Origin of the sequence: Collimonas humicola (assembly GCF_018304945.1) — a bacterium.
GTDB classification, from domain to species: domain Bacteria; phylum Pseudomonadota; class Gammaproteobacteria; order Burkholderiales; family Burkholderiaceae_D; genus Collimonas; species Collimonas humicola.
The window spans coordinates 291,749-309,514 of sequence record NZ_JAGQEE010000008.1 but is presented as its reverse complement, the minus strand read 5'-3'; the positions used below and the strand labels follow the sequence as shown (position 1 = coordinate 309,514).

19 protein-coding genes, 1 tRNA gene and 1 riboswitch are annotated in these 17,766 nt (G+C 59.6%); of the genes, 9 read left to right on the top strand and 11 right to left on the bottom strand.

What is annotated here, in order from left to right; genetic code table 11:
- Positions 1–2 precede the first annotated feature (2 nt).
- From KHU30_RS21990 to KHU30_RS21980, 3 genes are read left to right on the top strand one after another with little or no spacing between them, the layout of a single operon-like run.
- A complete protein-coding gene (locus tag KHU30_RS21990; protein WP_211444733.1) occupies positions 3–425 on the top strand; it encodes a type II secretion system protein in 423 nt (140 codons plus the stop codon).
- On the top strand, positions 403–945 hold the full coding sequence (locus KHU30_RS21985; RefSeq protein ID WP_211444732.1) for a type II secretion system protein: 543 nt from the start codon (positions 403–405) through the stop codon (positions 943–945). The genes KHU30_RS21990 and KHU30_RS21985 overlap by 23 nt, the downstream gene beginning before the upstream one ends.
- Positions 942–1,697, top strand: a complete 756-nt coding sequence (locus tag KHU30_RS21980; RefSeq protein ID WP_211444731.1) for a response regulator — start codon at positions 942–944, stop codon at positions 1,695–1,697. Before KHU30_RS21985 ends, KHU30_RS21980 begins: the two co-directional genes overlap by 4 nt.
- A gap of 125 nt (positions 1,698–1,822) precedes the next feature.
- On the opposite strand, the gene KHU30_RS21975 is transcribed toward KHU30_RS21980, so the two are convergent.
- Entirely contained in the window at positions 1,823–2,110 is a 288-nt protein-coding gene (locus KHU30_RS21975; protein WP_211444730.1) for a high-potential iron-sulfur protein, read from the bottom strand.
- Between the two features lie 94 nt (positions 2,111–2,204).
- Entirely contained in the window at positions 2,205–3,557 is a 1,353-nt protein-coding gene (locus tag KHU30_RS21970) for a cytochrome C (RefSeq protein ID WP_211444729.1), read from the bottom strand.
- A gap of 562 nt (positions 3,558–4,119) precedes the next feature.
- Between KHU30_RS21970 and KHU30_RS21965 the strand changes: the two genes are divergently transcribed.
- Positions 4,120–4,392, top strand: a complete 273-nt coding sequence (locus KHU30_RS21965) for a fucose-binding lectin (protein WP_211444728.1) — start codon at positions 4,120–4,122, stop codon at positions 4,390–4,392.
- Positions 4,393–4,890: 498 nt separating this feature from the next.
- On the opposite strand, the gene KHU30_RS21960 is transcribed toward KHU30_RS21965, so the two are convergent.
- From KHU30_RS21960 to KHU30_RS21920, 9 genes are all read right to left on the bottom strand, one after another.
- Positions 4,891–4,966, bottom strand: a tRNA-Lys gene (locus KHU30_RS21960).
- Positions 4,967–5,055: 89 nt separating this feature from the next.
- Positions 5,056–5,802, bottom strand: coding sequence for a tol-pal system protein YbgF (gene ybgF, locus KHU30_RS21955; protein ID WP_211444761.1), 747 nt, complete (start codon positions 5,800–5,802; stop codon positions 5,056–5,058).
- Between the two features lie 2 nt (positions 5,803–5,804).
- Positions 5,805–6,323 carry a peptidoglycan-associated lipoprotein Pal gene (gene pal, locus KHU30_RS21950; protein WP_211444727.1) on the bottom strand — a complete coding sequence of 173 codons (519 nt, stop codon included), beginning with the start codon at positions 6,321–6,323 and terminating at the stop codon, positions 5,805–5,807.
- A gap of 51 nt (positions 6,324–6,374) precedes the next feature.
- A complete protein-coding gene (gene tolB, locus KHU30_RS21945) occupies positions 6,375–7,658 on the bottom strand; it encodes a Tol-Pal system beta propeller repeat protein TolB (RefSeq protein WP_211444726.1) in 1,284 nt (427 codons plus the stop codon).
- A gap of 3 nt (positions 7,659–7,661) precedes the next feature.
- Positions 7,662–8,594 carry a cell envelope integrity protein TolA gene (gene tolA, locus KHU30_RS21940; RefSeq protein WP_211444725.1) on the bottom strand — a complete coding sequence of 311 codons (933 nt, stop codon included), beginning with the start codon at positions 8,592–8,594 and terminating at the stop codon, positions 7,662–7,664.
- Between the two features lie 10 nt (positions 8,595–8,604).
- The gene (locus tag KHU30_RS21935) at positions 8,605–9,036 is read right to left on the bottom strand and encodes an ExbD/TolR family protein (protein ID WP_211444724.1); all 432 of its coding nucleotides are present in this window, start codon (positions 9,034–9,036) and stop codon (positions 8,605–8,607) included.
- Entirely contained in the window at positions 9,036–9,737 is a 702-nt protein-coding gene (gene tolQ, locus KHU30_RS21930) for a protein TolQ (protein WP_211444723.1), read from the bottom strand. Before tolQ ends, KHU30_RS21935 begins: the two co-directional genes overlap by 1 nt.
- A gap of 280 nt (positions 9,738–10,017) precedes the next feature.
- Positions 10,018–10,464, bottom strand: coding sequence for a tol-pal system-associated acyl-CoA thioesterase (gene ybgC, locus KHU30_RS21925; protein ID WP_211444722.1), 447 nt, complete (start codon positions 10,462–10,464; stop codon positions 10,018–10,020).
- Positions 10,465–10,552: 88 nt separating this feature from the next.
- Entirely contained in the window at positions 10,553–11,299 is a 747-nt protein-coding gene (locus tag KHU30_RS21920) for an SDR family oxidoreductase (RefSeq protein ID WP_211444721.1), read from the bottom strand.
- A gap of 265 nt (positions 11,300–11,564) precedes the next feature.
- On the opposite strand from KHU30_RS21920, the gene KHU30_RS21915 reads away from it, so the two are divergent.
- From KHU30_RS21915 to KHU30_RS21895, 5 genes are all read left to right on the top strand, one after another.
- Complete coding sequence (locus tag KHU30_RS21915) at positions 11,565–13,913, top strand: TonB-dependent receptor (RefSeq protein ID WP_211444720.1); 2,349 nt, start codon at positions 11,565–11,567, stop codon at positions 13,911–13,913.
- A gap of 131 nt (positions 13,914–14,044) precedes the next feature.
- A riboswitch (ZMP/ZTP riboswitch) is annotated at positions 14,045–14,172 on the top strand.
- Between the two features lie 87 nt (positions 14,173–14,259).
- The gene (gene glyA, locus KHU30_RS21910) at positions 14,260–15,507 is read left to right on the top strand and encodes a serine hydroxymethyltransferase (RefSeq protein ID WP_168230657.1); all 1,248 of its coding nucleotides are present in this window, start codon (positions 14,260–14,262) and stop codon (positions 15,505–15,507) included.
- A 240-nt stretch (positions 15,508–15,747) separates the two neighbouring features.
- Positions 15,748–16,215 (top strand): transcriptional regulator NrdR, encoded by a 468-nt coding sequence (gene nrdR / locus KHU30_RS21905; RefSeq protein WP_061942946.1) that lies wholly within the window; start codon positions 15,748–15,750, stop codon positions 16,213–16,215.
- Between the two features lie 95 nt (positions 16,216–16,310).
- On the top strand, positions 16,311–16,853 hold the full coding sequence (locus KHU30_RS21900; protein WP_211444760.1) for a GspH/FimT family pseudopilin: 543 nt from the start codon (positions 16,311–16,313) through the stop codon (positions 16,851–16,853).
- A complete protein-coding gene (locus KHU30_RS21895) occupies positions 16,847–17,761 on the top strand; it encodes a PilW family protein (RefSeq protein ID WP_211444719.1) in 915 nt (304 codons plus the stop codon). Before KHU30_RS21900 ends, KHU30_RS21895 begins: the two co-directional genes overlap by 7 nt.
- Positions 17,762–17,766 lie beyond the last annotated feature (5 nt).

Genomic DNA, 17,766 nt, shown 5'->3' with positions numbered 1-17,766 from the left:
CCATGTTGCGAACGTTCCCACTCTTGCGCGGCAAGCATCCAGGACAAAAGGCCGGCGGCTGCCGGCATGGCTTCACGCTGATCGAAATGGTGATCGTCATGGCGCTGATCGGCCTGCTGCTGACGCTCGCCGTGCCGCGCTATTTCGTCGCACTTGATAACGGCAAGGTCAAGGTGCAGCAGCAAAACCTGGCAACCATGCGCGACGCGCTGGACAAATTCTTCGGCGATCAGGGCCGCTATCCGGAAACACTCGACGAACTGGTGCAGAAGCATTATTTGCGCAGCGTCCCGGTAGATCCGATGACAGAGAGCCCTAACTGGATTGCCATTGCTCCCATCGATCCCGCCCTGAGCGGGGTTTACGATGTGCGGAGCGCGGCAAAGACCGCGGGGAGCGAGAATGTTAGCGCAACCACGAATTAAGCTTCCCGCACGCGGCATCGTCTTGCTGGCGCTGCTGCTGACCCTGGCGCTGATGGCTGTGGCGCTGATGGGGGCGGTCGAAGTCTGGTCGTTCGAACGGCAGCGCGAGACCGAGGCGGAGTTGCTGTATGTCGGCGACCAGTACCGGCTGGCGATCGAACACTACTATTACGCCACGCCCGGGGCCGGCAAGACGCTGCCGACGAGCATTGACGACCTGGTTGAAGATCAGCGTTTCCCGGTGCCAGTACGGCATTTGCGGCGCGCCTATGCGGATCCGGTCACCGGCCAGCCATTTGAATTGCTGCGCAATGGCGAACAAATCAGCGGCGTAGTCAGCAGTTCTACAACGCCGACCATCAAACGCAGCGGTTTTTCTCGCGCCGATAGTGCATTTGAGGGATTTGAGACCTACAATCAATGGAGATTCCTGTTTAGTCCACCTGTATCGGGGAAAACCAGCCGCAAATTGCCGTCGCCATTGTCGCATCCACCCGTAGCCAGCGGAGGAAAGCCATGACCTACCGAATTCTGATAGTCGAGGACCACAATCTGCTACGGCACGGGCTGCGGTCAATGATCACGGCGTTGCCCAACTATGAGGTGGTGGGCGAAGCACGCGAAGGAAAAGAAGCCATCCGCGAGGCATTGTCGTTGCGTCCGGACATGATCCTCATGGACCTGTCCCTGCCTGGCATGAACGGCATCGAGGCTACGGCGCAGATCAAAAGGCGCGTGCCGGATATCCGCGTGCTTGTGCTGACGGTCTACAAGACCGACGAATATGTGACGGAAGCGCTGCGGGTGGGGGCGGACGGCTATGTCTTGAAAGATGCTTCGTACGATGAGTTCGTGATTGCGATCCAGACGGTCATCGGCGGCAAGAAATATATTTGCCCCGACGTCTCCATGCACTTGATCAACGATTTCCTGCATCGATGCGATGCGCCGAAGGCGGTGACGCCCTGGAACAAGCTCACCGCGCGCGAACGCAGCATCCTCAAGCTGGTGGCGGAGGGACGCACCAATCGCATGACCGGCGAATTTCTCAATATCAGCGCCAAGACCGTCGAAAAGCATCGCGCCAATCTGATGCACAAGCTCGGTCTGCACAATTCGGCTGAGCTGATCCTGATGGCCCTGGACATGGGCTTGATCGAGCATGTCAACCATTCCTCGCACAGCGCCAACGGAGCGGCCGGCAGTCCGGCGTTGTCGCCGGACCTGTCTTCCAAAAAGCCGCCTGACAGCTCGGCAATTTCGCTGGAATGAGCGGGACGCGTAGCCGCCGGCTGCTTGATCGAGCAGCTTGATCAAGCACATGGCCTGCAGATGCAGCGGCGCCGAATTGCAGCGCCGTTTTTGCCTGCTGTTTGACGACGGTTTGCTGCGATCCTTCAGCGGTGCGAGTATGCCATGCACCAGCCTTGGGGATTGACCGGGCCTTCCACGATTTTGCAGGTGCCGGTGCCTTGGTCCGACGACGGCGGCGGTGTGTACGCGGCGCAGTCGGCGCACATCCTTCCATCCTTGGGGCTATCCTGGTAATGCAGCATGCCTTTTTTCGTGGAGCCTGCATGGGCAGGCGGCGAGTGCGTCGCGAGAGGAGTCAGGATGATCGCTCCCAGCACAGCGCCGCTGCGGCATAGCATAATGCGGCGCGATGTTTTTTTCTCTTGGTTCATGGCGTTTCCTCTTCGAATAAAATGGGCCAGCCTGGATTGCCCGCATCTATCCGTTACGCCCGCACTACGGTTTGGAAAATACGCCTGGCGGCTGTCAGAACATGAGCCAGGCGTACAGGTAAAGCGTGTTGTTGTCCTTGGCATCTCTCAGGGTGCTGTCGTAATTCGTTTTACTGCCATTGAATTTCGTATAGCCGGTGTATTGCAGCCCGAAGCGGATGTTCGCCTGCGGGTCCCAGTTGAAAACGTAGTGCGGCCAGTAATTCAGTTCGACGATATAGCCCGCGGTGTCCGGCTTGCCATTGTTGGTGGGGAATCGCGCGAAGTCGGCATCGCCGGTGAGCTTGAACACAGCGCCCGTAATGCCGTAGGTACGGTCATATAGATAACTGAGCTTGGCGCGGGTGGAGCGCAGGTTCGAGCTCGGATTATCGTTGTTCCCGTTCGGGAAGCCGGCCCGCCAATCGGCTTTCTCGTGGATGGTGGAAGCCATGGCGGTGACAATATGGAGGTCGTCCTTGCTGAAGAACTGATAGGTGGCGTCGAATCCCAGGTCGGTGAAGCGGTCGCCCTGGGGAGTCATGTCCGGCGCCTTCATCGCCACCCGGGCGGCGGTGGCGCCGATGGTGAAATTCTGATGGTCGCTGCCGAAGGTGTAGGTCGCGCGCAAGTAAGGATTGCCGCCTGACAGCGATACTCTTTGCGCATCGGGCGTACCCGAGCGTAAAACCGAAAGCGGACCTTTGGCGGTTTGATACGAGGCTGCCTCCAGATAGAGCGCATCGAACAGGTAAGTGTAGGCGCCGATGCCCGCCACCCGCACGCCGGACTCAAGGAAGGTCGGCACGCCGCGGCCCGGGCCGGCGATGGTCGGGCTGTAGTATGGAAAGCTCCAGGCCGGCGTCGTATTCCAGATGTCTTGAACGGTAGGGTTGTTGTGCAAGGTCAGGCCGAAAAACGTCGGCTTTTCTTCCGTGCCGGTCATTTTCACCAGCCGCAGATCGGTATTGTCCAGCGCGCCGTGCCCGTAATATCTCTGGTTGTCGGTGGTGCTGATATTGTTGTAGGTCCATTGGACAAAGCCGCCGGCGTAATCGGTGAATTTCCCGCCGGTAAACAGGCTGGCTGCCTCGACCACCAATTCGCGGTTCTTCGCGAACAGCATGTCGCCGCTGGATTTGTCCGTATTATTGTTGATCGAGTTGCGCGAGACGATGGCCATGAAGGCCAGCGGAATCTTCTCGCGTTCCCCCAAGGTATATCCCCCCAGCTTGAATTTCCGGCCGAACGGCGTCAGCTCGGGATAGATGGTATGGCAGGACGAGCACTTCAGGCTGGTTTGCCTTGCAAAAAGAGGATTGGCGCCGGCGTTCGATATCAAGCCCAAAGGAATAATCAGCCACAAGGCAGCCGCAGCGCGTATCAGCAACGTGCATATATTCTTCATTATGAATCTCCCCTGATGATTGGATTGCCGGCGCAGCACAATGCACAATCGTATGAGTAGAAATTAGGCCTTCCGAAGCCGCATGTCAGTGGGGGGATTTACTACGATTGCTTCGTCATGCTCCCCCATAACGATGCGCAAGATCTGCGCTTCGTTTGACTCAAAATGCGTTTTCAGCAGCCAGGAGGGATCGGCGTTGCATGATCCTTGCGGGCTAGATTACATTGTTTCTCATGGGAAATAAATAGTGTCTTTGAATTTTCCCTGGCTGGCGGCAAGCCTGGGACGGCCGGAGCATGCCGAGGGGAGGGGCTGCAGTTTTTTTGGGCTGGCTATTGCCATCATTTGATGACTCATCATTTCTCATCCAGCCAAACTGTATTGACCCCGGATCCAGCGTCCGCAAGATTGTGCCTGCATCCGCTCGCTGCGAAAGTTGACAGGTGTTTATTTCGCTGGCCGCTTGCTACTCTGGATGAGCACCATCGCAGTGACGCGCATGTCGTGATCGCTGAAGTGTTTTAGTTCGTCACTTTATTCAACTCATCCTAGGAGTTTAAAAATGTCAACTCAAACTGCCGCCGTTTCATGGGGAACCAGCTCGCCGTCGATCCGTGTTTATACTTCCAATGGCTCTACAATCACTGAACGTTGCTACGACGGACCGAAGGGGTGGTACACAGGCGCTTTTAAGCAACCTGGTGAAAATGCCTCTGCAACCAGCTGGTTGAACGGAAGCACCATCCATATCCGCGTCTACGCAACCACTGGCAGCCAAACGACCGAGTGGTGCTGGGATGGTGAAGGCTGGTATAAGGGTGCCTACACAGGCTGATTTTGTGTCAATGAAGCGCGAAACGAATCAAATGCCACGCGCTTATCGACAATAGGCAAGGGGCGGGTCTTGCAATGAGGCCAATGCTGTTCGTTGCTGACCTTGTTTTTTGCCTACAAATAAAATCAGCTCCCTGGTCCGTAAACTGCCTTGGGCAAGGAACTGGTTCTTCACATGCTACTGAGTCGTGCGAACCTTGCAGAACCGGCTCTCGGCGCCAGTTCCGGCCTTCACGATTTGCTGTGGCAAATTCGTTGCACGTCATTTCCCAGAGATCGTTCTACTTTGCTTTGATTGAGCCAGCTGCGCTTGGCGCGATGCATTCGTTGCTCAAGGCCTGAAGGCTATGCGGCTTATCAAGCCTTCAGTGGATTGCCCAAAACAAGGGCGACAGGGAATTGAGAATTTCTATAAGGGGATCCGGCATCGGTGATCGAACGTCAGAGGACAAAGAAAAAGGCCCTCATTGCTGAGGGCCTTATCTGTACTGCTTATTCGTGGTAGGCCGTGCGGGATTCGAACCTGCGACCAACGGATTAAAAGTCCGCTGCTCTACCAGCTGAGCTAACGACCCGAAAGACCGCTATTATAGACAAAGCGCATATCAGGTGTCAAACCTATATGCGCTTTTATTTGCGAAATCCGCAAAATAATATTCGGCGCCTACTTCAGCGTGGCCAGGCGTTCTTTTGCCGTCTGCGCTGCCGGCGTGTTGGGATACTGCGACAGCAGTTGCTCCAGCGCGCGCTTCGCCTGCGGCTTGTTCTTCAGCTCGGTGTAGCTGCTGGAGATATTCAGCAATGCATCCGCGGCCTTGGGGTTGTCGGCATATTTGGTGACGACCACCTGTTGGGCTGCAATCGCATTCTTGTAGTCGCGCAGGGCATAGTAGGCATTGCCCAGCCAGTATTGTGCCGATGGCGCCAGGCCGGAGTCCGGGCTGCTGCGCACAAAGCTGGAGAAGGCTGCGGCTGCACCCTTGTAGTCGCCGGACTTGAAGGTCGCCAGCGCTGCGTCATAAGTTTTCTGGTCGTTGGCGCCGATGTTGACTTCCTGGCCGTCGACGCTGACCTTTTGCGGTTCCAGCTTGCGCAGGCGCGTATCCAGGTCGACGTAGAAATCTTTCTGGCGCTGCTGCGTGTTGGCCAGCTCATTGGTGAGCACTTCGATCTGTCCACGCAGCTTGGCCAGCTCCTGATTCAGGCGCTCATTCTGGTCCGACAGGCTGAGCGAACTGGTTTTGTCCGCCTTGGCGTCGACCCGTGCATTGACCGCGTCAATCTTGGCGCGTATGTCTAATATCGCCCGACGTGCTTCATCGTCGTCAAACAGCCCGGCGCGGGCGGTCGGAGCGGAAAAAACCGCGGCCAGCATGGCCGCGGTCATCGTAGCTTTGAAGAACGTCCGCATCATTATTGATAAACGATATCTGAACGGCGGTTTTCAGCGTAGGACGCTTCGTCGCTGCCGAGGGCCTTAGGTTTTTCCTTGCCCAGCGAGACTGCTTCGACCTGGGTGTCGGATACGCCTAACAATACCAGCGCCTTGCGAACCGCTTCAGCACGCTTTTGTCCCAGCGCCAGGTTGTACTCACGGCCGCCGCGGTCATCGGTATTGCCTTGGATGATGATCTTGCGGTTCTTGTGGCTGTTCAGGTACTGGGCGTGCGCTTCGACCACCGACTTGAACTCGTCCTTGACGATGTAGCTGTCGAAATCAAAGTAGATGCTGCGCTTGGAGAGGATGCCGCCTGGCTGGTTCAGCGGATCGCTGGAGCCGGCGTCAACCGTATTGACCGAACGTGCGTCCGCGCCGGTGGCGCCGCTATCGACTACCGGAACCGCCTTGTCGTCCAGCTTGACAGGGGATGAGCAGGCAGCCAGCAAGATGGCGCTGGCGACGATAAGGGCAAAGTTTCTGATATTTAGCATTTTTTAATTCTCCAGAGTGGGAAACGAACGTCGATTCAAAGTAAAACCTGATTATTTCATGAAAGGACCCCAAGTAGGCTCCCGTATATCGCCTGCCTGCATAGTTAAACGCTGTTTCACGCGGCCGTCAACCGAGACCACCGCCAGCGAACCGCGGCGTCCTGATTCCGTGGCGTACATGATGTATTTGCCATTGGGTGAAAAACTTGGGGATTCATCCTTGACCGTATCCGACAAACGCTGCTCCTGGTTGTTGGTCAGGTCCAGCGCATACAGCTGGAAGCGGCCGCCGCGCTGCGAAATATACGCTAATGTCTTGCCGTCCGGTGAAATCCGCGGGCTGATGTTGTAGCTGCCGCCGAAGGTCACGCGCTGGGCGTCGCCGCCGTTGGCGCTCATCTTGTAGATTTGCGGGCCGCCGCTGCGGTCGCTGGTGAAGTAGATGCTCTGGCCGTCAGCCGAAAATTGCGGTTCAGTGTCGATGCCGTTGGTCTGGGTCAGGCGGCGCAGGTTGCCGCCGTCGCTGTTGACCACGTAGACCTGGGTCAGGCCGTCGCGCGCCAGCGCAATCGCCAGCTTGCTGCCGTCCGGCGACCACGACGGCGCCGAGTTGCTGCCCTTGTAGTTGGCCACCACGATGCGCTGTTTGGTGATCAGGTTCTGCACATACACCACCGGCTTCTTCGCTTCAAACGAAACGTAGGCCACCTTGGTGCCGTCCGGCGACCAGGCCGGCGAGATGATCGGTTCGTTGGAGCGCAAGGCCACTTGCGTGCCTTCGCCGTCGGAGTCTGCCACTTCCAGCCGGTATTCCTTGCCGGCCTTGATGATGTAGGCGATGCGGGTAGCGAAAGCGCCGCGCGCGCCGATCAGTTTTTCGTAGATGTCATCGGCGATCTTGTGGGCGGTGACCCGCGTGTACTGCGGCGCGGCAGCCATCGCCAGGGCTGACAGCTGGGACGATTTGACGGTATCGAGCAAGCGGTAGCGCACATCGAAACGGCCGTCGGCCAGGCGCTGCACGCTGCCGACCACCAGTGCGTCGGCGCCGCGCGCTTTCCAGTCGGGCAGGTTGACCTGGCTGGCTTCGGAGATGACGTCGCCGGTATCGATGATCTTGAAGAAGCCGCTGCGCGCGAGGTCGGCCTTGATGATGGCGGTGACCTGTTGCGGCGCCAGGTTTTCATCGCTGAAGCCGGCGATGGCGATCGGGATCTGGCTGGCGCCGACGCCGGAGGTTTCGATGCGCAGCTGGGCGCTGGCCGGGACGCTGGCAACCAGCGCGCTCACTGCAAGTCCGAGGATTGCGAATATTTGATGCAATTTGTTTTTCATGGCTTACTGATCTTTCGGTCTATGAGTTCCGATAAAGCTGGATGGTACAGTACCGGTCTTGTCTTTCGGATAAGGCGCCGATTTCTCGATTGCGCGTTTCACCGCTTCGTCAAAGCCGGATACCCCGGAGGATTTCTTCAGTCGAATGCTGGCCACCGAGCCGTCGGGAAGCAATTGGACATCGAATTGCACGTCGGGGTTTCCGGCCAGGCTTTCAGGCACATTAAAGATGATGTTCGACTTGATCTTGGCGCCTACCTTTTGTCCATAGCCAGGATCGCCGCGCGGCCCTTGCGACTGGGCCGCAGTGCCGCTGCTGTTGGCGGCGCCGTTGCCGACCGCCTGGCCCAGCATGCGCTTCATTTCGTCGCTGCGGCGCTTGGTCTCAGCGGCGGCATCGGCAGCCTGTTTCTTCTTGGCGGCGTCGGCCTCCAGTTTCCTGGCGGCTTCCTGCTTCTGCTTTTCCTGGGCAGCGGCCTTGTCCTTGGCGGCTTTTTGCTCGGCTTCCGCTTTCAGCTTGTCCTTGCGCTCTTCTTCAGCTTGCTCTTTTTGCAATTGCCGTTGTTTTTCAAGTTCTTCCTGGCGTTGCTGGTCCTTGCGCTCCTGTTCTTTGCGCTTCTTTTCCCTTTCCAGGGCGATTTCAGGATCCGGCTGCGGCGGCGTCACCACCTTCGGCGGCGCGGTTTCCTGCACCACGGGTTCCGGTTTCGGCTCGGGCGTAGGCTGCGGCAGCGGGGTCGGTTCCGGCGCCGGCGGCGCGGCTTCCTTGATGTCGGGGCTCCAGACTTCGGCTTCCACGGCGATCGGCTGCTGGCTCTGCCAATGAATGCCGAACCACAGGAATGCAAACAGGGCGGCATGCACTGCCGCTGCAAGGATGATGGCGCGGATGCTGCCGGGTTCTTTCGGTACGGAATACGGGGAGTTGCCTGTCATAACCAGATCGTCACTTTGTCGCCAGTCCGACGCGGTTAATGCCAAGCATCTTGGCCTCGGAAATGACCTGGATCACTTCATCGTATTTGATGTCCTTGTCGGCCGAAATCATCACCGGCATGTCCGGCTTGTCGGCGTGCAGGGCTTGCAGCTTGCGTTTCAGGCCGTTGCGCGGCACGCTTTCAGCGGCGCTGGTGCCGCTCTTCTGGCCGTTGATGCGCACGCTGGTCTGCTGCTCCGGCTTCAGGGTGATCTCGATATATTCGGTCGGCGGCGTCGCCGATTTCGCCGCATTCGGCAAATTGATGACGCTCGGATTGGTGAGCGGCGCCGAGACCATGAAGATCACCAGCAGCACCATCATCACGTCGATATACGGGACGACGTTGATTTCCGCCTTGAACTTGCGGGGGCGGCCACCGCGCATGGAAGAGCCGGACATTAGCGGGCCTGACGTTGCAAGATGTTGGAGAATTCTTCGATGAAGCTTTCGAAGCGGATCGCCAGGCGGTCGACGTCGTGCGAGAAGCGGTTGTAGGCAACCACTGCAGGAATCGCCGCAAACAGGCCGATGGCGGTGGCGATCAGGGCTTCGGCGATACCCGGCGCGACGGCTGCCAGGGTAGCTTGCTGCACATTCGCCAGGCCGCGGAACGCATTCATGATGCCCCACACGGTGCCGAACAGGCCGACATAGGGCGACACCGAGCCGACCGAGGCGAGGAAGGCCAGGTGCGATTCCAGCGCATCCATCTCACGCTGGTAGGCCGCGCGCATCGCGCGCCGGGCGCCGTCCAGCAGGGCGGCCGAGTCGTTGCCGCCTTTGCTGCCGAGCGAGGCCTTGACCTTGTTGAACTCGTCCATGCCGGCTTCGAAGATGCGTTCCAGCGCGCCGGTCCGGCTCGCGCCTTTGCGGCGGTTGGAGGTAGCGTCCTGGTACAAGGTGGCCAGGTTGCCGCCCGACCAGAATGCACGTTCGAATTCTTCCGTCTGGCGGCGCGCGCTGCGGATGGCGAACATCTTGCGGAAAATATAAGTCCAGCTCATCACAGAGACCGCCAGCAGCAGCGCCATGACCAGCTGTACTAATACAGATGCGTTGGTAATAAGGGTGATAAACGAAAGATCTTGGGTGACAGTCATGGATAGCGGTCTTGAGGAATGGTCTTAGGTTTAAGTAAAAGACTTAAACAGTGAATTGTAAACGTAAAGTGCTTGCCGCAATATCTGCGGTGGGGCAGGCAATCTTGCCGGGCGCTATCGCTTTGCTCCAAGTTCGCTGCAACGAAGCTTCAGACCATGCTTGCCTGGAGAAGGTTCATTGCACTGCAAAAAATTGCTTTTTTGAACTATCGGCAGCGGACGCCCTGGCGCGGCTTTCATCTCATTGCCATAGCGAAAGGCGTGCCAGCGCTGGACTGGGTTAGGCTTTGACGGCGGCTTTGATGTTCTCCAGCACCTGCCTGGGAATGCCGCGCGGCCGAAACGTATCGGTGCCGACACACACCACGGTGATGCGGCCGGTGCACATCAGGACCGGTTCGCCATCGCCGATGCGCCAGGCTTGCTGGACGAAGTCCACGCCGGCCCGTCCGAGGCGTTCGACCACCACGGTCAGCTGCAGCTCGTCGTCCAGCTTGGCGGGGGCATGATAGTCGATGCTGGTGCTTTTGACGATGAAGATGGCGCCGTCGCTTTGTTCCAGCGCATGCTGGCCGATGCCTGCCGCGCGCAGCCATTCGGTGCGGGCGCGCTCAAAGAACTTCAGGTAGTTGGCATAGAAAACCACGCCGCCGGCGTCGGTGTCTTCATAGTACACGCGGATGCGCCAGCTGAAATCGGCATGCGGGTCGGAAAGGGGGAGGCTCATCGGTGCTGTTGCTTTAAGTTGTCTGGCGGAAATCTGAGGCAAGGCCTGGCAGGGTGGACACAAGTGTCCGCCCTGCGATCGTGCTTGATTAATTGCGTTTGATGCTCATGCCGGCGAAACCCTGGCAGGTCGGCATCATTTCAATGCGGTTGATGTTGATATGCGGCGGCAGGGTGGCGACCCAGAACGCGGTGTCGGCGATATCTGCCGGCGTCAGCGGCTGCGTGCCTTCATAGACCTTGGCAGCCGCTGCGTCGTCGCCGCGGTAGCGCACGTTGGAGAACTCGGTGCCGCCGCACAGGCCGGGCGCGATGTCGGTGGCGCGCACGCCGGTGCCCACCAGGTCGGCGCGCAGGTTCAGCGTGAACTGCTTGACGAAAGCCTTGGTGGCGCCGTACACATTGCCGCCCGGATACGGATATTCGCCGGCGATCGAACCGAGATTGATGACGGTGCCGCGGCCGCGCGCCACCATGCCTGGCAGCACCAGGCGGGTCATGGTCACCAGCCCTTTGCAGTTGGTCTCGATCATGGTTTCCCATTCTTCCAGCGAAGCCTGCTGCGCCGATTCCACGCCCAGCGCCAGGCCGGCGTTGTTGACCAGCACGTCGATTTCCTGCCATTCCGGCGGTAGCGCCGCCAGCGCGCTGCTGATGGAAGCCTTGTCGGTGACATCCATGACGATCGGCAGGACCGCCGCGCCCAGTTCGGCGGCCAGCTGGTCCAGCCGGTCCTTGCGGCGGCCGGTAGCGATGACCCGATGGCCGTTCTTGGTGAATTTACGTGCCATTTCGGCGCCGAAGCCAGCGGTTGCGCCGGTAATCAAGACAATCATGGTCAATGCTCCTGTCGTTGCGGTGTAGGTCTAGCCGGAAATTGTAGCCCAATTTGGCGGGCCGCCATTGCCTATCGCAGAACCGCGGCTCCGCATTTGCCTTGGTGCAGGGGCGCACCAGAACGTGGCACAGGAACCGGTGCCGGTTTTGGCCAGCCAAGATCGTTGCCGGTAGCGATGCCTGGTTTTGCCGGAAAGCGTGGCGTGGCATAAATATTGCAGATAAGCATTTTTCACTGCTGTCTACGATAAGGGCGATAAAACAATGAGACCTGCTTCCTCGAATCTGACCTGCGCGATTGCCGCGGCCGCGGCAACTTCCACCTTGCTGCTGGCGACAGCGACGGCAGCGGCGCAACAGCCGCCCGCCGGCGCCGATCCGGCCGCCGCGCCCGAGGTGAAAAAAACGGCGAAGCAGAGCGAGCAGATTGAAGCGGTGGTGGTGACGGCGCAAAAGCGCAAGGAAGACGCCAGCAAGGTGCCGCTCAGCATTTCGGTGATCAGCGGCGAGGAACTGCAGGCCGCCCACATCAACAACTTTGCCGACGTCACGCGGGCCATGCCGAATATCTCGTTCTCGGGCGCCAGCGGCGCCGGCGCCGGCCTGAGCAACATCGAAATCCGCGGCATCAGCTCGGCGGCCGGCTCGGCCACGGTGGGCGTCTACCTGGACGATGTCTCGATGACCACGCGCAATCTGTACAGCCTCGGCAGTTCCGAACCGAAATTCTTCGACATCGACCGCATCGAAGTGCTGCGCGGTCCGCAGGGCACCTTGTACGGCGCCAGTTCGATGGGCGGCACCATCAAGTTCATCAGCAACCAGCCGAACCTGAAGGAGCGCGAAGCCAGCGTCTATTCGGAAGTGTCGGGGACCGTCGGCGGCGGCGCCAACTACACCGTCAACGGCGTTGTCAACCAGCCCTTGATTCCGGGCGAACTGGCGCTGCGCGTCGGCGTCCAGAGCGGACACCAGAGCGGCTATATCGACCAGGTTTCGCCGGCCACCGGCAACGTCGTCGCCAGCGGCATCAACTCGCAGGATGCGAGCGTGGTCAAGCTGGCCATCAAGTGGGCGCCGACGCCGCAGCTCAGCCTGACGCCCTCGGTGTTCTACCAGGAAGTCAATTCCAAGGATATCGACGCCTCCTACCTGGCCCTGCCGAAGAACCAGACCGGCAAGCTGGTGCGCGAGCCGGGCAACGACCGTTTGCTGGTGCCCAGCCTGACTGTCAATTACGACATGGGCATGGCAGACCTGATTTCGGTCTCCAGTTTTTACCAGCGCACCTTCAACCGCACCCAGGACGGCACCACTGTCAACAACCTGGGATTTGCGGTGCCGGCTACGCCGCCAGGCCTGGCGGCCGCGGTCGGCGCCTTGCCGTCGGCGGTCTACCTGCAAAACCAGGTGCGGCAATTCTCGCAAGAGCTGCGCGTCACTTCCAAGCCGTATGACCAGAAGGTCTCGCCGTTCACCTGGCTGGGCGGGGTTTACTACGCCAACCTGCATACCAACGTCACCGACAACGAACCGATTTTCGGCCTCAACGCGACCTATGCGGCGTTCGGCGCCAATCCAGCCGACCCGGGCCAGCTCGGCATCGCTTTCCCCAACGATAATTCGTATTTCAGCGAGCGCCACTACCATACCGAGCAAGAGGCTGTCTTCGGCGAGCTGAACTACTATTTCATGCCTAGCCTGCACGCCACGATCGGCATGCGCTACCTGCAAGCCACCGACAGCCTGAGCCGCAACGGCGATTTTTACTGGAACGGCGGTCCGACCAGTTCCTCTGTCACCAGCAAGTCGTCGGCATTTACGCCGAAGTTCTCGCTGAGCTGGGAAGTCGACCCCAACAACACCGTGTACACCTCAGCCACCGAAGGCTTCCGCCTGGGCGGCAACGACCGTCCGATCCCGGCTTCGCTGTGCGCGGCGGATTTCAACAATCTCGGCATCACCGCGGCGCCGACCTCGTTCAAGTCGGACAAGCTGTGGAGCTACGAGCTGGGCAACAAGTCGCGCCTGCTGGGCAACCGCCTGCAGGTCAATGCCGCCTTGTTCTATATCAAATGGAATGGCTTGCAGCAGGATATCCAGCTGCCGGGCTGCGGTTTCGACTATGAAACCAATGTCGGCAACGCCAGCAGCTATGGCGCCGAGTTCGAGATCAAGGCCAAGCCGGCTTCCAATATCGTGCTTGGGCTATCGGGCGGCTATACCAATGCCACCTTGTCATCGGATGTGCCATCCCTGCATGCGCATGCAGGCGACCAGATCCAGGGCGTGCCTAAATACAACGCCACCCTGACCGGCCAGTACAATTTCAACCTGCCGGGCGATTACTACGGCTTTGCGCGTGCCGCCGCGCACTGGACCGGCAGCAGCCACGGCACCCTGGTGGCGACCGACCCGGATTACCAGCGGCCGGCCTACAGCACCTTCGACGCCAGCATCGGCGCCACCTTCGACCGCTGGGAGCTGACCTTGTTCGTCAAGAATGCCTTCAATAACGACAAGGTGATCCAGCGTCCGAACGTGCAGTCGGTATCGGAAGGCTACCGGCTCGATCCGCGTACCATAGGGATCAGCCTGGCGGGCAAGATATAACGGTCCATCGCCGTTGTGTTTTTAGTAACCTCTATGCAAAAGCCGCCTTCCGGGGCGGTTTTTTTGTCCGGCGCTGCAGCCCGGGCCAATCTTGCTCAAATCGAGTGCTTCGCTTACAATAAGCGCACCATTTCGTCTCACGTGACTGGCGAAAAAACCATACCGCCGCAGGTCCAAAAAATCGCGGCGGGCATTGGCAAAAGGTGGGCATCCACCGGGAAGCGTGAGATTTCATCCGCCGTGCGCCTGGGCAGCCCGAATGGAAAGTACGACTGAGGCTGCCGCATTCCCCTAATTTTTTGGCCCTCATTCGATTTAGGCTCACCCTTATCGATTGGAGTATTACATGTTCGAGAAAAACCATACCTTAGCCAATGTCGATCCGGAATTGTGGAGCGCCGTCCAGAAAGAAAACCATCGCCAGCAAGAACACATCGAGCTGATCGCGTCGGAAAACTACACCTCGCCGGCCGTCATGGAAGCGCAAGGCACGCAGCTGACCAACAAGTACGCTGAAGGCTATCCAGGCAAGCGCTACTACGGCGGCTGCGAATTCGTCGACATCGCCGAGCAGCTGGCGATCGACCGCGTCAAGCAGTTGTTCGGCGCCGAAGCCGCCAACGTGCAGCCGAATTCCGGTTCGCAAGCCAACCAGGGCGTATTCTTCGCCATGCTGAAACCTGGCGACACCATCATGGGCATGTCGCTGGCGGAAGGCGGCCACCTGACCCACGGCATGGCATTGAACATGTCCGGCAAATGGTTCAACGTGGTGTCCTACGGCTTGAACGAAAAAGAAGAAATCGACTACGAAGCATTCGAGCGCCTGGCGCACGAAAAGAAGCCGAAGCTGATCATCGCCGGCGCTTCCGCCTACGCCCTGCGCATCGACTTCGAGCGCATGTCCAAGGTCGCCAAGGCGGTCGGCGCTTACTTCATGGTCGACATGGCGCACTACGCCGGCCTGATCGCTGCCGGCGAGTATCCGAATCCGGTGCCGCATGCCGATTTCGTCACGTCGACTACCCACAAATCCCTGCGCGGTCCGCGCGGCGGCATCATCCTGATGAAGGCCGAGTTCGAGAAAGCCATCAATTCGGCGATCTTCCCAGGCATCCAGGGCGGTCCGCTGATGCACGTCATCGCCGGCAAGGCAGTGGCGTTCAAGGAAGCGCTGACGCCGGAATTCAAGGCTTACCAGCAGCAAGTGGTGAAGAATGCCGACGCCCTGGCGAAGACATTGATTGCACGCGGCTTGCGCATCGTTTCCGGCCGCACCGAATCGCACGTCATGCTGGTCGACCTGCGCGCCAAGAAGATCACCGGCAAGGAAGCCGAAGCGATCCTGGGTTCGGCGCACATGACTTGCAACAAGAACGCCATTCCTAACGATCCGGAAAAGCCGTTCGTCACTTCCGGCATCCGTGTCGGCAGCCCGGCGTTCACCACCCGCGGCTTCAAGGAAGCGGAAGCCGTCAAGGTCGGCAACCTGATCGCCGACGTGCTGGACAATCCGCATGACGCCGCGACCATCGAACGGGTCAAGGCTGAAGTCAAGAAGCTGACTGACGCCTTCCCGGTGTACGCAGCTTAATACCGTAGTCCGATGTACTGACCGGCATGCCGTTGCGGATGCCGGTCAGGGAAATCCTGGGCCCGTTGCAGTTTTAACACTGCACGGGCCCTAGTGCCAAGTAAGACCAAGCAAGACCAAGCAAGACCAAGCAAGCCTCAATGAAATACCGGTTCTCAGCGACCGGCGCGTGGCCCCGAATAGGAATAATGTAGAGATGTCGACCCAGTCAGCCGCAATCACCTTCGGATTACTGCCATCATGAAATGCCCATTCTGCCAGCATGAAGAAACCCAGGTGCTCGACACCCGCGTGTCGGAAGAGGGCGATTCGATTCGCCGCCGGCGCCGCTGCATGCATTGCGACAAGCGCTTCACCACCTTTGAACGGATCGAGCTGGCGATGCCGGTGATCGTCAAGAAAAACGGCAGCCGCACCGATTTCGATCCGCTCAAATTGCGCGCCAGCCTGATGCTGGCCTTGCGCAAGCGGCCGGTCTCGGTCGAGGCGCTGGACGAGGCTTTGCAGCGCATCAAGGACAAGCTGCTCTCCAGCGGCGAGCGCGAAGTATTGTCCGGCCACGTCGGCGAGCTGGTCATGCGCGAGCTGAAGCGGCTGGACAAGATCGCCTATATCCGCTTCGCCTCGGTCTACAAGAGTTTTGAAGACGTCGCCGAATTCCAGAACATGATCGAAGAATTCTCCGGACCGCCGAGCCGGAGGAAGTAAACGCTTAAATAAGCCAGCGCCGCGCCAAGCGGCGCTATTTTCTTGCCAGAATGCTTGTTTGAAATGAAATTTTTCAGATAAGCATGAGGCCGCCGATGTCCTTTCCTCGATCGCCTGAGCAGCTCTTGCCGCGGCAGGGCGGCATAACGCTGCTTGAAGCCTTGGCCGTGCTGGCGATCATGGGCATTTTGCTGGCCATGGCGCTGCCGTCGATGCGCGCGTTTGTGATCCAGAACCGGCTGGCGGCGGAAAGCCGCCTGCTGATCGCTGCACTTACCCTGGCGCGCAGCGAAGCCGTCAAGCGTGGCCGCGCGGTGAAGGTCTGCCGCAGCAGCACTGCCGATGCGGGCGGCGCGCGCTGCAGCGCCGCCGCCAGCGGCGATCGCGACGGCGCCGACTGGGCCGCGGGCTGGCTGGTGCTGGAGGCCGACAATGGCCAGATACTGCTGCGGCAAGGCGCGCTCGGCGCCGATACCCAGGCCCCAGCCAGCCGCGCCACGATTACCTATCACGCCGGCGGCGATGCCGGCTCCAGCTACACTAATGTGGAATTCAGCCACAAGGGTGAGTTTGCGCGCATGGTATGCGTCGCCGGTTCCGGCCGCATCAGATTGAAGAGCGATGGCAGCAAATGCTGAAGCCAGCAGTGCAGCCTGGCTTTTCACTGGTGGAATTGCTGGTGTCGACGGCGCTGGGTGCGGCGCTGCTATTGTTGAGCACAACCCTTTATCTCAGCAGCAAAGCCAGCTTCCGCCTGAGCGATGAAAAGCTGCGGCTGCAGCAGGATGGCAGCCATGCCATGGGTTTGATGGAGCGGAATCTGCGGCAGGCCGGTTTCGGCAACCTGGTGTCGGCGGGTATGCCGGCCATCACCGATTTTATTCAAGCGGACGGACGGCCGGCGCAAGGCTTGCGCGGTTGTGCGCATGGCTTTGCCACGCCGCTTGGTTCAGGCAAGAAGGATTTTTCCTGCGGCAGCGGGCCAGGAACGGCGGCTTTTGAAGTCGCTTACCGGACTGACGATTATGTGGATTCGGCCAGCGGCGCCGGGGTGGACTGCAACAGCTACAAAGTGGACCCGATGGCGGTGCCTGACGATCATCCGGCCTACCGCCTGAGCCCGCAGGTCCGCATCGCGCTCAATCGGTTCTTTGTCGCCAGCAGTCCCGACAGCTCCGTCAATACCTTGTATTGCCACGGCAATGGCAACAACAGCGCGCAGCCGCTGCTCAACAACGTCGAACAATTGCAGCTGATGTACGGCGTGGCGGCGGCGGGAGATGCGACGCCGGGCCAACTGCTGGACGCCAGCCAGGTTGCGGCGTTATCGGAGGATCAGCAGGCCAACTGGAAACGCGTGGTCAGCGTCCGGCTGTGTTTGCAGATCCGCGGCGAGCAGATGGTCGGCGCGGCGCCGCAACATTACCTCGATTGCGACGGCGCCGCCCGGGTAGCGGGCGACCGCAGCCTGCGCCAGGTATTCATGCGCACCGTCACGCTGCGCAACCAGGCCGCCGCCAGCCTGGCCCCGCCGCCGGCGCCATAACTGCC

Bases quoted from the DNA above. Each gene is read 5' to 3' on its own strand.
- KHU30_RS21990 (WP_211444733.1), top strand. From the start codon at position 3: ATGTTGCGAACGTTCCCACTCTTGCGCGGCAAGCATCCAGGACAAAAG.
- KHU30_RS21985 (WP_211444732.1), top strand. From the start codon at position 403: ATGTTAGCGCAACCACGAATTAAGCTTCCCGCACGCGGCATCGTCTTG.
- KHU30_RS21980 (WP_211444731.1), top strand. From the start codon at position 942: ATGACCTACCGAATTCTGATAGTCGAGGACCACAATCTGCTACGGCAC.
- KHU30_RS21975 (WP_211444730.1), bottom strand. From the start codon at position 2,110: ATGAACCAAGAGAAAAAAACATCGCGCCGCATTATGCTATGCCGCAGC.
- KHU30_RS21970 (WP_211444729.1), bottom strand. From the start codon at position 3,557: ATGAAGAATATATGCACGTTGCTGATACGCGCTGCGGCTGCCTTGTGG.
- KHU30_RS21965 (WP_211444728.1), top strand. From the start codon at position 4,120: ATGTCAACTCAAACTGCCGCCGTTTCATGGGGAACCAGCTCGCCGTCG.
- ybgF (WP_211444761.1), bottom strand. From the start codon at position 5,802: ATGCGGACGTTCTTCAAAGCTACGATGACCGCGGCCATGCTGGCCGCG.
- pal (WP_211444727.1), bottom strand. From the start codon at position 6,323: ATGCTAAATATCAGAAACTTTGCCCTTATCGTCGCCAGCGCCATCTTG.
- tolB (WP_211444726.1), bottom strand. From the start codon at position 7,658: ATGAAAAACAAATTGCATCAAATATTCGCAATCCTCGGACTTGCAGTG.
- tolA (WP_211444725.1), bottom strand. From the start codon at position 8,594: ATGACAGGCAACTCCCCGTATTCCGTACCGAAAGAACCCGGCAGCATC.
- KHU30_RS21935 (WP_211444724.1), bottom strand. From the start codon at position 9,036: ATGTCCGGCTCTTCCATGCGCGGTGGCCGCCCCCGCAAGTTCAAGGCG.
- tolQ (WP_211444723.1), bottom strand. From the start codon at position 9,737: ATGACTGTCACCCAAGATCTTTCGTTTATCACCCTTATTACCAACGCA.
- ybgC (WP_211444722.1), bottom strand. From the start codon at position 10,464: ATGAGCCTCCCCCTTTCCGACCCGCATGCCGATTTCAGCTGGCGCATC.
- KHU30_RS21920 (WP_211444721.1), bottom strand. From the start codon at position 11,299: ATGATTGTCTTGATTACCGGCGCAACCGCTGGCTTCGGCGCCGAAATG.
- KHU30_RS21915 (WP_211444720.1), top strand. From the start codon at position 11,565: ATGAGACCTGCTTCCTCGAATCTGACCTGCGCGATTGCCGCGGCCGCG.
- glyA (WP_168230657.1), top strand. From the start codon at position 14,260: ATGTTCGAGAAAAACCATACCTTAGCCAATGTCGATCCGGAATTGTGG.
- nrdR (WP_061942946.1), top strand. From the start codon at position 15,748: ATGAAATGCCCATTCTGCCAGCATGAAGAAACCCAGGTGCTCGACACC.
- KHU30_RS21900 (WP_211444760.1), top strand. From the start codon at position 16,311: ATGTCCTTTCCTCGATCGCCTGAGCAGCTCTTGCCGCGGCAGGGCGGC.
- KHU30_RS21895 (WP_211444719.1), top strand. From the start codon at position 16,847: ATGCTGAAGCCAGCAGTGCAGCCTGGCTTTTCACTGGTGGAATTGCTG.